Origin of the sequence: Frondihabitans sp. 4ASC-45 (genome assembly GCF_049472575.1) — a bacterium.
Taxonomy (GTDB): domain Bacteria; phylum Actinomycetota; class Actinomycetes; order Actinomycetales; family Microbacteriaceae; genus Frondihabitans.
Genome location: NZ_JBCEBN010000010.1, coordinates 106,587 through 118,392 on the forward strand (window position 1 = coordinate 106,587; position 11,806 = coordinate 118,392).

Genomic DNA, 11,806 nt, shown 5'->3' on the forward strand with positions numbered 1-11,806 from the left:
CCGGCCCTGGTGCATGTGACTCGTGTGACTTACGGTGGAGAAGTCGAGTGCTCGTGAGCACCCTCCACGCGGACGTTCGGGCGTCCACGATCAGCGTGGAACCGCCGATGGCGGCGGGTTCAGCGGGGTTCGATCCATAGCCAGATGCCACTCGGGAGGCACCCCTTTGCTTACGTACCCCACCGTCGCGTGCGCGACATCCGCGCGCGCCACGGCGCCGACGTCCGGCCGCCGACGATGACGGCCCCGCGCCGCGCCACCCTTCGGGCCGTAGTCGGGGTGACCGCCGCTGTCGCCATCGCCGCCTCGGGCGCGCTGCTCGGCACCGCTGCCGTCGCCGCGACCCCCACGCCGGCGCCGACTGTCGCCGCCACGGCCCCTGCCGCCGCGAGCGGCAGCACCACCGCCGACGCTGCCGCGACCGCCGAGCCGACCCCGGCTTCGACCACCGAGCCGACCGCAGACCCCGCCACGCCGTCCTCGGGCGGCGCCACCTCCGACGCCGAAGCCAACGCGGCCGACGTGGCCGACGGCTCCGCCGCCGACACCGACCCGTCGCTCGCCGTTCAAGATGCCTCCGGCAACCACACGATGGGCGCGTCGCTCGCCGAGACCGAGGTCGCGCCGACCCAGCAGTTCCGGGTGCAGTCGAAGGCCGCGACGACGAAGTCCGTCTCGGGCGCCTCGTCGTCGAACATCAAGGGCATGGACGTCAGCGGCTGGCAGACCAGTGTCAACTGGGCCTCCAGCTACAAGCAGGGTGCCCGCTTCGCCTACGTCAAGGCCACCGAGAACACCAGCTACAAGAGCTCTCTCTTCAGCTCGCAGTACAACGGCGCGCGCAAGGCGGGCATGTACACGGGGGCGTATCACTTCGCGCACCCGGGCGAGACCTCGGGAGCCGCGCAGGCCGCCTACTTCGTGAACAACGGTGGTGGCTGGTCGGCCGATGGCAAGACCCTGCCGCCGCTCCTCGACCTCGAGGCGGGCTGTTGGGGCCTCAGCCAGGGTCAGATGATCTCGTGGATCAAGGCCTTCTCCGACAAGGTCAAGAGCATGACGGGCATCACCCCGGCCATCTACACCGGCTACTACTGGTGGCAAGACTGCACCGGCGGAAGCAAGGCGTTCAGCGCCAACAAGCTCATGATCGCGAACTACGGCCGCGAGCTATCGCAGGGGCCGTTCGCCGTGCCGGCCAACTGGAGCGACTGGACCATCTGGCAGTACTCCTCCACCGGTCCGTTCGCCGGCGACTCGAGCGTCTTCAACGGCTCGGCCGCGGCGCTCAAGGGCTTCGTGCTCCCGTCGTCGCTCGTGGCGGCCGCTCATTCGCCGAAGGGCAACGTCGACCAGATCAGCACCGTGCCCGGTGGCATCCGGGTGCGGGGATGGACCCTCGACCCCGACAGCAAGGGTTCCATCACCACTCACATCTACGTCGGCTCCAAGGTCGTCTCCGTCAAGGCGAACAAGACCCGGAACGACGTGGCGGCCCAGTATCCGTCTTGGGGCGCCGCGCACGGCTACGACACCGTCATTCCGGTGGCGAAGGCCAGCTACAAGGTGTGCGCCTACGGGATCAACGTCGGCACGGGCGGCAACACCCTGCTCGAGCCCTGCGTGACCAAGAAGTCGATGGGACTCAACCCGGTCGGCGTCATCGACTCCGTCAGCACCACGCCGACAACCGTGCGGGTCAAGGGCTGGTCGTTCGACGGTGGCACCGCGTCGTCGATCAAGGTCAAGGTCGCTGCCAACTCCGTCTCGAAGACCGTGACCGCCTCCGTCGCGCGCTCCGGGGTGGCCTCGGCCTACCCCGCCTACGGCGGCAAGCACGGTTTCGACGTCACGCTCACCGTTCCGCAGGGCACGCCCAAGGTCTGCGTCACCGGCGTGAACGTGGGCAGCGGGAAGAACGCGACCGTCGGATCCTGCGTCCGCGCCACAGTGAACAACCTGCCCCGGGGCAGCGTCGACAAAATCGTCGGCGGCAAGGGCACCGTGACCGTGTCGGGCTGGATGGTCGACACCGACACCCCCAAGACCGCGATCCGCGGCGCGCTGCACGTCGGCAAGATCCACTCCTACTTCGCTGCCGGGAACACCCGCAACGACGTCGGGCGCAAGTACCCGGCCTACGGGGCGAAGCACGGATTCTCGTCGACCGTGAAGATTCCGAAGGGCAAGAAGCACGTCTGCGTGTACGGGATGGACTCCAGCAAGGGCAAGAACCCCGTGCTGAAGTGCGCCTACGTCACCGTGAAATGACCACCGTCGCACGACGCCTCGTCGCACTCGCCGTCGCCGCGAGTGCGGCGGCGGCGTTGCTCACCGGCATCCAGGTCGTCTCGGCGCCGAGCCCCGCCGAGGCGCTCTCTGGGTCGCAGTTCGATGCCGGAAACATCGTGAGCAATGCGGTCTTCTTCGACTCGGATGCTCTGAGCGAGGCGCAGATCCAGACGTTCCTCGCCGGTAAGAGCGGCACCTGCTCGAACAGCCGGTGCCTCGACATCCTGACGACGACGACGACCAGCCGCGCTGCCGACGCCATGTGCGCCGCTTACACGGGGGCGAAGAACGAGACCACCGCGCGCATCATCGCGAAAGTCGGCCGCGCCTGCGGCATCAACCCCGAGGTGCTGCTCGTCTCCCTGCAGAAGGAGCAGGGGCTCGTCACCTCCACCGCGCCCTCGACCTACGCCATCGATCGCGCTATGGGATACGCCTGCCCCGACACGGGCAGCGGCTGCGACCCGGCCTACGCCGGCATCTACAACCAGGTCTACCGCGCCGCCTGGCAGTTCAAGCGCTACGCGAACCCGGCCGGCACCTCCAAGTCGTTCACGACCTACACGCCCGGCACGACCGTCGCCGTGCGCTACAGCCCGAGCTCCCCCTGCGGCACCAAGAAGGTAAAGATCGCGAACCAGGCGACCGCGAACCTCTACTACTACACGCCGTACACGCCGAACGCCGCGGCCCTCGCGAACCTCTCCGGCACCGGCGACAGCTGCTCCGCCTACGGCAACCGCAACTTCTGGGTCTACTTCTCGAACTGGTTCGGTTCGCCGACCGCGGGCACCCCCGCCAGCGGCACCCCCGCAGCCCCCGTGGCGACCACGACCGGGCACGTCGACAAGGCCGTCGGCGGTATCGGAACGGTCACGCTCAGCGGGTGGGCCCTCGACCGCACGAGCACCGCGTCCATCTCGGTGTCGGTGGCTTACGGGGCGTCGACGAAGACGCTCGTCGCCTCGGCCGTTCGGGCCGACGTCGGCAAGGTCTACCCGGATTCCGGCTCGAAACACGGTTTCTCGACGACCCTGGCGGCGAGCCCCGGCAGCTACGACGTCTGCGTCACCGCGATCGGCGTCAACAAGGCCGCGAAGCTCGTCTCCTGCACGCCGGTCACGGTCGCTGACCCCTCGCCCTTCGGCGCGGTCGACGTGGTGCGAGCGGCGCCGGGCGGGATCCTTGTCTCCGGATGGGTCGCCGACCCCGACACCACATCGTCGATCCGGGCGCGGATCGCCGTCGACGGTAAGACGGTGCGCACGCTCGCCGCGGCCAACTCGCGCCCCGACGTCGCCAAAGCCCACCCCGCGGTCGGAGCCCTCCACGGCTTCTCGACGGTCGTGCCCGCCACGGAGGGAGCGCGCCGGGTGTGCGTGACCGGCGTCAACACCGGACGAGGATCCGACACCCCCGTCGAGGACTGCACCACCGTCGCTGTCCTTTCGTCGTCGCCCCGCGGAACGATCGAGAAGGTCTCCACCACGCTCCGAACGATCACCGTCTCGGGCTGGGCCATCGACGCCGACACTGCGAAGTCGATCGCGGTGTCGATCGGGGTCGACGGTTCGCGTCTCGCTAAGGTCACCGCGTCGGCTGCGCGCCCGGGTGTCGCGACGTCGTACCCGGCCTACGGGGCCGGGCACGGCTTCTCGGCCACCGTCACGGTGAAGCCCGGCACGCACACGCTCTGCGTCGGCGGGATCAACCAGGCGGGCACGGCCGGCACGAGCGGACACATCGCCCCCTGCCGCACGGTGACGACCGACACCAAGCCGAAGGGTGCACTCGACTCGGTCACGGTGTCGAAAAAGGCCGTCACGGCGAAGGGCTGGGCGTTCGACCCCGACTCGGTCGCCACCTCGATCAAGGTCGACGTCTACATCGACGGCAAGGGCTACCGGGTGCCGACGTCGGTCGCACGGGCCGACGTGGCGCGCGTCTACAAGCTGCCCGGAGCGCTGCACGGGTACACGCTGACGAAGACCCTCGCGAAGGGCAAGCACACGATTTGCGCCTACGGAATCGGTGCCGACAAGGGCGCGAACACGAAACTCGGGTGCAAGGCGGTCGTCGTCAAGTAGTGCGGCCGGGCGCTCGATTGGCTCAGACCCGCATACTCGGCTCAGACCCGCATACTCGGCATAAACAGCACGCCTAGGAGGCGGGTTTTGGCCGGCTGTGCGGGTCTGTGCCCGTGTGGCCGGTCTGCCCGGACGCGATGGTGCAGCGCAACAGGCCCGGGTCGCGCCGGGGGTCAGCGGGTGCGGCTGGATCCTGTGTTCGCAGCGAGGTTCTGCCGCCACGAGCGCTTGCGGGCCGAGATCGTCGCGATGGCGACGAAGAGCATCAGTGTGCCCTCGAACAGCGGGTAGCTCTCGGCGATGGCGGTCACGGCGATCAGCAGCAGCACCAGCGCCGGCCAGGTGTACGCGACGATCGGGTGCGCCGACGCGGTCAACCAAGAGCGGGTGAAGGCCAGCGCCCCGGCGGCGAGGAGCATGACGAGACCGGCGAGCCCGAGCTGGAACCAGGTGTCGAAGAACGCACCGAGCCCGGTCTCGGAGACACGGCCGCTCACATTCGTCAGAGTCGAGAACGGGAAGACCTCGGTCGGCCACTGACCGGCGAAGCCCCAGCCGACGAGACTGTGCAGCGAGATCAGCTCGCGGATCTTTGCCCAGAGCTGCAGCCGCACGTCGAGGTCGGAGGTCGCGCCGATCGCCGAGATGAGCCGACGCCTCGCGAGGTAGGCGAGCACGAGACCGAGCACCACGAGGACCGCCAGGATCACCTGCAAGAGTGCGCGGCGCTCCGGCGGGCTCTGCCGGAGGCTCCGCAGCGCGATGGCAGCGATCACCAGTGCGAGGACGGCGATCGAGGTCACCGGCGAGCTGGCGAACGTCAGCGTCAGCAGGGCGAGCACCCCGGAGGCGACCCCGACGCCGAGCGTGATCGACCGGGTGAACCACTCGACCGCGAACGTCACGAGAGCGAGCGCCGCCAGGAACCCCAGGTAGTTGCGGGTGCCGGCCACGCCTTGGATGGGCCCGCCCTCGGCCAGGTTGCCCTGAATGCCGAGGATCGCGATCGGCTGATCGATCAGGATCCCGGAGAGCACTTCGAGAGACAAGGAGACAGTCAGCAGGATCCGCAGCGCATCGCCGGTTGCGCGGATCAGCTGAACCAGGTCGCGCCCGAGGGCCAGATACATGCCGAGCGCCCCGAAGGCGAGCGCGTAGATCACTCCGCCGATCGTGACCCAGGTGTACTGGCTCCAGAACGACGAGAGGAAGAAGTAGGCGAACAGCGCCATCAGCGACACCGGCAGGATGCCGTGCCATTCGATGTGGTGCCGAGCGCCGAAAAGCGACAACCCCGCCAGGAGGACCAGCGTGACCAGGATCGCGATCGAGCCGGGCCAACCGATCAGCGCCCGGACGGTGTGGATGCCGAGGGCGTACAGCAGGATCGCGACGGTGAGCACCTGGCTGAACGATCCGCCGGCGGAGAAGCCGATCCATGCCGACAGGTAGCGACGCAGGGGGTCGCGGGTCGAGCCGGGCATGGTCACGCCCTCATTGTCTCAGGTACGCCGTGCCTGCAAATTCGAAGGAGATTCTGCTCGCGGTGGGCCCGGATCCGCATGATCTCGTCGCGCGGGCGAGGTTTTTCCTTCAAATTCGGCAGCGGTCGCTGGGCTCGGCCACGACGAGGGGATCAGTCGGCGGCGCGGACGACCGTGGCATCGGCGGGGACGACTGCCTCGCCGGGGCGCGTCCACCAGCGGAAGTTGTCGACCCGGGTGGCATAGCTGACCAGCACGAGCAGCGCCCAACCCCACTCGACGTTGAGCCGCGACTCGCCGATCCCGTGCACGATCAAGATCGAGAGCAGCAGGAGCGGCAGCAGGTCGAGGGTGTTCCACGGGGCGGGCTTGCCGACACCGAGCATGCGTCGATCGGTCGCCCACCACCACGAGCGCGCCGCGGCCGTGACCAGCACGCCGACGAAAAGCGCTAGGCCGATCCAGCCGAGCTGGAAGAACATGTCGAGGTAGGCGTTGTGCGCCTGCAGGTAGACGACGCCCTTGATCTTGGCGAGGCCCTTGAACGGTTCGAGGTACGGCTGCCACCAGCCGGTCCAGCCCCAGCCCACGATCGGGTGCTCGACCGCCAACTCGTAGACCCTCGACCAGATGTAGCCGCGGCCCGTGAGGTCGCTGCTCTTGCCGAGCAGGCGGAGGAGGAGCCCCCAGCCGAGCGAGAGGGCGAGCGCCGCCACCCCGGCAAGCGCGAGAGCCAGGACGCCGACGAGCCAGCGTCGGCGGAGGGGGACCCTCCGGGCGAGAATGGCAAAGCCGAGCACCACGGCCACGACCGCGAGGCAGGCGAGCACGGTCGACGACCGGGTCAGGGCGAGGGCGAGGATCGACGAGGCCAGGCCGTACCAGGCCGTGCGCCGGTCGATGACGCGGCCGTGCGCCTGGACTGCGGTGACAACGAGGGCGTACAGCGCAAAGATCGCCAGGAGGTTGCTGTTGCCGGGTAGCCCCTGGATCTGGCCACCGGAGAAGAGGGCGTCGCGAGTCCAGAAGAACGCGGCGGGGTGCGGGGGAGTGCAGTCGACGTAGATCGGGCAGAACGGCTGTCGGATGAACACCGCGACGACGAGCTCGAACACCAGCGAGAGCACGACGACCGTGCGCAGGGCGCGACCGAGGGCCTTCACGATGCCCGTCCACGACGTGGTCGCGACGATTGCGACGGGCGCGATCGTCGTCGCCAACTGAGTGCCGACGCCGAGCAGCGAGCCCACCCGGTACTCCGACCAGACGAGCGAGACGACCATCCACAGCAGCAGGAGAGTCAGGAGAGCGGGCACGCGCGAGAGGCGGGGCGGGTGACGCACCAGGATCACGACCGCCCACGCCACGAGCGCCGCGCAGACGACACCCCAGCCGGCCCAGTTGATCGAATTACGAAGCGGATCGCCGCCGAACAGCACGAGGAAAGCGGCGGTCGCGAAGGCGGTCCGCTCGGTCGCCGGCTTGGCGAGACTCGAGTCGACGCGAGGAAGTGGGCTAGCGACGGCCATGGCGGTAAGGCTAGTCGTTCAGCGCCGCCCTCTGCGGCGTTGGTACCGTGGTCGAACCGCCCGGTGGGCACGCTCGCGTCTGTGAAGACGAGGAGCAAGCGGATGCACCGCCACGAGAGTCACAAGAGGAAAGCCATGTTTCTAGCCATCACCAACGTTCCGCGCGACTACGCGTGGGGTTCGACGACGGCGATCTCGACGCTGCTCGGCCGCAAGCCGTCCGGCCGCCCGGAGGCCGAACTGTGGCTCGGAGCCCACCCCGGTTCGCCGAGCGTCATCGTCAACCCGGCAGTCGTCGACGGAGCCGACACGCTGGCCGACTGGATCGCCGCGCAGCCCGATCGAACTCTAGGATCCGGGCGCCGCTCACTCCCCTTCTTGATGAAGGTGCTCGCCGCCGCCAAGCCCCTCTCGATCCAGGCGCACCCGACCCCGGAGCAGGCTCGTGACGGCTTCGAGCGCGAGAACCGCGCCGGCGTGCCGCTCCAGGCAAGCGAGCGTAACTACAAAGACCCGTTTCCGAAGCCCGAGATCATCTTCGCGCTGAGCGACACCTTCGACGCGCTGTGCGGCTTCCGAGCGCTCGCCGAGACACGCGCCGACGTCGACGTGCTGGCCGGGGCCGGCGCGTCTGCTGGCGGTGCTAGGTCTGACGCCTTCGAGGAGCTCCGCGCCCACCTCGCCGAGTCGCTCGAGGCGACCGTCGCCTGGCTCTTCGACGGTGAGGCCGCTGCCGGCACCGTCGCCGCGGTCGGTCATGCCGCAACCGCCGCCGTGGCCCACGAGTCGGAGTCGGGCGTGCCCGTGTCTGCGACCATCCACACCATCGCCGACCTCGCCGTCGAGTACCCGGGCGATCCGGGCGTCGTCGTCGCGCTCCTCCTCAACCGGGTCACGCTGCAGCGCGGAGAAGCGCTCTTCCTCCCCGCCGGCAACATCCACGCCTACCTGGGCGGCCTTGGCATCGAGCTCATGGCTCCGAGCGACAACGTGCTGCGCGGCGGACTGACCCCGAAGCACGTCGACGTGCCCGAGCTCCTCCGCGTGCTCGACTTCGACGAGCTGCCCCTGCCGTACCTGAAGCCCACCAAGGCCGGCGCCGGCGTCGAGCGCTTCGACCCGACCGGTGTCGGGTTCGCCCTGCTGCACGTGCAGCCCGGCGAGGCGGGTGCGGTTGTCCAGCTCGGCGGGCCATCGATCGTGCTCGTGACCAGCGGAGAGCTGCACCTCAAGGGCCAGGACGGCAATATCAAGCTCGGAGCGGGCGAAGCGGTCTACGTCACGCCCGACGAGTGGCGCCTCGCCGTGACGGGATCGGGCGAGGCGTTCGTGGCCACTGCCGCGTAGCGGACCGGGGCGTCGGGCTGGGAGCGGCCGGGCCGGATCCTGATCTGTGCACCGCTCTCTGGGTACAGCTGCTCCGTCTGCAAATCTGAAGGAAAAACGTGCGGCGGGCAACGGAGACATCAGGATCCGGAGGGGTCGGCTTCGCAAATCTCCTTCGAATTTGCAGCGGCCGCACGCCTACGACGCCAACGCTGAGGCGAACGTCCGCCGGTACGCGGTCGGCGTCGTCTGCAGCACGCGCGCGAAGTGGTGCCGGAGCACGGCCGCCGAGCCGAACCCGGTGGCCTGCGCGATCGACTCGAGCGTGTCGTCGGTCGCCTCGAGCAGCTGCTGAGCGCGCAGCAGTCGTTGCCGGTTGAGCCAGGCCCCGGGCGTCGTGCCCACGTCGGCGCGGAACCGCCTCGCGAACGTGCGCGGTGACATCAGCGCGCGGCGCGCCAACTCGTCGACGGTCAGCTCGCGGTCGAGGTGCACGAGCATCCAGTCCATGACGCCGGCGAGCGAGTCGGAGCAGCGCTCGGTGATCGGCGCCGCGATGAACTGCGCCTGGCCGCCGTCGCGCTGCGCGGGCGTGACCATGCGGCGGGCGATCGCGTTGGCCGGCCCGGCGCCGAGCTCGCGCCGCACGAGATGGAGGCAGGCGTCGATGCCGGCCGAGGTGCCGGCGCTGGTCACGATCGAGCCCTCGTCGACGTAGAGCACATCGGGGTCGACTGTGACGGCCGGGTATTGCGCGCGGAGCTCGTCGGCGTGCATCCAGTGGGTCGCCGCCCGCCGCCCGTCAAGCAACCCGGTCGCCGCCACGATGAAGGCTCCACTGCAGATGCTGAGGATGGTCGTGCCGGCCGCGTGTGCCCGCCGGAGAAAGTTGAGGTAGGCCGGGTCGACGTCTCCCGTGCCGTGCGCCGGAACGACCACGAGGTCGACCCCCTCGGCCCGCTCCAGGCCGTCGTCGACGACGAGGTCGAAGCCGAGGCTCGTTCGAACCCGCCCCGGGTGCGCGGTGACGACCCGGAAGTCGAAGGCTGGGCCGCCCGTGTCGCGCCGGTCGATGCCGAAGACCTCGCACGCGACGCCGAACTCGAACGGCGGCAGACCCTCGACGGCGAGGACGGCGACGGAGCGGAGCATGGTGCCTCCAGGTTCATGAAGCGGGAAGTGGCGGATTCTCGATGACACCACGAATCCTGCCACAGGACACCCCTCGCTCACAGCCAAGGATCCGATAGCTCGTCACGATAGGTTGGCCACCATGGCTTGGTTGGTTACCGGAGGATCCGGGTACATCGGTTCGCATGTAATTCGCGCGTTGGCAGGGGAGGGGCTGGATTCTGTGGTCCTCGACGATCTGTCGAGCGGAATCGAGTCGTTCGTGCCGGACGGCGTGCCGTTCGTGCGCGGGACGATCCTTGATCAGGCCCTGGTCGAGAAGACCATCGACGACTACGGGGTCACGGGCGTTATTCACGTCGCCGGCTACAAGTACGCCGGGGTCTCGGTTCAGCGGCCGCTGCACACCTACGAGCAGAACGTGACCGGCACGGCGGTGCTCCTCGCTGCGATGGCCGCCAAGGGAGTCGACCGGATCGTCTTCTCGTCGAGCGCCGCCGTCTACGGGGTGCCTCCGACCGACGTCGTCACCGAAGACACACCGAAGTCGCCCGAGTCTCCGTACGGCGAGTCGAAGCTCATCGGCGAGTGGTTGCTGCGCGACCAGGGCGTCGCGACCGGCTTGCGCCACACCAGCCTCCGCTACTTCAACGTGGTCGGGTCGGGTGAGCCCTCGCTCTACGACGCGAGCCCGCACAACCTGTTCCCGCTGGTGTTCCAGGCTCTCCTCGACGGCCGGGTGCCCAAGATCTTCGGCGACGACTACGCCACCCCCGATGGCACCTGTGTGCGCGACTACGTGCACGTCTCTGACCTCGCTCTCTCGCACGCCGTCGCGGCTCGCAAGCTCGATGCGGGCGAGACTCTCGAGCCCGCCTACAACCTCGGTTCGGGCGACGGCTCGAGCGTGAAGCAGATCATGGACGCCATGGCCGAGGGAACCGGCATCGACTTCGAGCCCGAGATCGCCACGCGCCGCGCCGGGGACCCCGACCGGATCGTGGCCGAGGGCGTGCTCGCGGGCCGCGACCTCGACTGGAAGATGCGCCACACACTGCTCGAGATGGTGCAGAGCGCCTGGGCGGCGCGTCAGGCGGCCGAGTAGCGGAGGCTTTGGGGGCTCTGCTCGGCTGGCGAGGGTGGTTCCCGGGGGGATCGGCTCGGGCGCACGACCAATCGGCCCGCAGTCACGCGAAAGTGCTGAATTCGGCGCCGACAGGCCAATCAGACGCCCGTTTGGGCACTCTCGCCGCCGGCCCGACAGCATCTGCAGACGTACCCCGGCATGTCCCCGCAAATGCGGATCGCGACACGCCCGAGACTCAAATGACCCTCATTCAGCGGTCGAGCCTTTTATGATGCTCGACTTGACGTACCCCTAGTTACACCGGTGTAATTACGTTGTTGCGACCAACCGGGAAGCAGCAGCACCGAGGGGAGATGCGCAGTGGCCATTCACAATGGGGCACACGACTTCGAGTCGCCTGACCAGCGGCACCCCGACGCCCAGCGTCACCTCGACAGCCAACGCCACCTCGAGGCAGCGGCCGACGAGCTTCTCGCCGGCGGGCGTGCGTCCGGCTCGATCGTTCCCGACAACTGGCACATCGACCCGGTTCAGCTCGGCGTTCCCGGCGTTCGTCGTCCCGTCGTCGACGAAGATGAGAACCCCCTCGCCTGGCAGGCCGACTCTCTCTGCGCCCAGACCGACCCCGAGGCCTTCTTCCCCGAAAAGGGCGGATCGACCCGCGACGCCAAGAAGATCTGCGCCACCTGCGACGTCAAGTCGCAGTGCCTCGAGTACGCCCTGCAGAACGACGAGCGCTTCGGCATCTGGGGCGGCCTCTCCGAGCGCGAGCGCCGCAAACTCCGCAAGCGCGCGTAACCACACGCCGCGGTTGCAGAACCGTACCTATGAATCGCTGCGGCGCGCCCACCGGGTGCGCCGTCTCGCGTT

The 11,806-nt window shown here is 68.9% G+C and carries 8 protein-coding genes; 5 read left to right on the top strand and 3 right to left on the bottom strand.

The window, feature by feature from the left end; genetic code table 11:
- Positions 1-189 precede the first annotated feature (189 nt).
- Together VH571_RS14885 and VH571_RS14890 are read left to right on the top strand one after the other, a co-directional pair.
- Positions 190-2,271 carry a GH25 family lysozyme gene (locus VH571_RS14885; RefSeq protein WP_423265188.1) on the top strand — a complete coding sequence of 694 codons (2,082 nt, stop codon included), beginning with the start codon at positions 190-192 and terminating at the stop codon, positions 2,269-2,271.
- The gene (locus tag VH571_RS14890; protein WP_423265189.1) at positions 2,268-4,379 is read left to right on the top strand and encodes a hypothetical protein; all 2,112 of its coding nucleotides are present in this window, start codon (positions 2,268-2,270) and stop codon (positions 4,377-4,379) included. Before VH571_RS14885 ends, VH571_RS14890 begins: the two co-directional genes overlap by 4 nt.
- 173 nt (positions 4,380-4,552) lie before the next feature.
- Here VH571_RS14890 and VH571_RS14895 read toward each other — a convergent pair whose 3' ends face one another.
- Both VH571_RS14895 and VH571_RS14900 read right to left on the bottom strand, forming a co-directional pair.
- The gene (locus VH571_RS14895; RefSeq protein ID WP_055959382.1) at positions 4,553-5,869 is read right to left on the bottom strand and encodes a hypothetical protein; all 1,317 of its coding nucleotides are present in this window, start codon (positions 5,867-5,869) and stop codon (positions 4,553-4,555) included.
- Between the two features lie 146 nt (positions 5,870-6,015).
- Entirely contained in the window at positions 6,016-7,392 is a 1,377-nt protein-coding gene (locus VH571_RS14900; RefSeq protein WP_423265191.1) for an O-antigen ligase family protein, read from the bottom strand.
- A gap of 135 nt (positions 7,393-7,527) precedes the next feature.
- Between VH571_RS14900 and manA the strand changes: the two genes are divergently transcribed.
- Entirely contained in the window at positions 7,528-8,739 is a 1,212-nt protein-coding gene (gene manA / locus VH571_RS14905) for a mannose-6-phosphate isomerase, class I (protein WP_423265192.1), read from the top strand.
- 177 nt (positions 8,740-8,916) lie between these two features.
- Here manA and VH571_RS14910 read toward each other — a convergent pair whose 3' ends face one another.
- The gene (locus VH571_RS14910; protein ID WP_423265193.1) at positions 8,917-9,870 is read right to left on the bottom strand and encodes a GlxA family transcriptional regulator; all 954 of its coding nucleotides are present in this window, start codon (positions 9,868-9,870) and stop codon (positions 8,917-8,919) included.
- 121 nt (positions 9,871-9,991) lie between these two features.
- On the opposite strand from VH571_RS14910, the gene galE reads away from it, so the two are divergent.
- Positions 9,992-10,954 (top strand): UDP-glucose 4-epimerase GalE, encoded by a 963-nt coding sequence (galE, locus tag VH571_RS14915; RefSeq protein WP_423265194.1) that lies wholly within the window; start codon positions 9,992-9,994, stop codon positions 10,952-10,954.
- A 480-nt stretch (positions 10,955-11,434) separates the two neighbouring features.
- The gene (locus tag VH571_RS14920; protein ID WP_423265220.1) at positions 11,435-11,734 is read left to right on the top strand and encodes a WhiB family transcriptional regulator; all 300 of its coding nucleotides are present in this window, start codon (positions 11,435-11,437) and stop codon (positions 11,732-11,734) included.
- Positions 11,735-11,806 lie beyond the last annotated feature (72 nt).

Coding starts and splice junctions, on each gene's coding strand:
- manA (WP_423265192.1), top strand. CDS start 7,528: ATGTTTCTAGCCATCACCAACGTTCCGCGCGACTACGCGTGGGGTTCG.
- VH571_RS14890 (WP_423265189.1), top strand. CDS start 2,268: ATGACCACCGTCGCACGACGCCTCGTCGCACTCGCCGTCGCCGCGAGT.
- VH571_RS14900 (WP_423265191.1), bottom strand. CDS start 7,392: ATGGCCGTCGCTAGCCCACTTCCTCGCGTCGACTCGAGTCTCGCCAAG.
- VH571_RS14910 (WP_423265193.1), bottom strand. CDS start 9,870: ATGCTCCGCTCCGTCGCCGTCCTCGCCGTCGAGGGTCTGCCGCCGTTC.
- galE (WP_423265194.1), top strand. CDS start 9,992: ATGGCTTGGTTGGTTACCGGAGGATCCGGGTACATCGGTTCGCATGTA.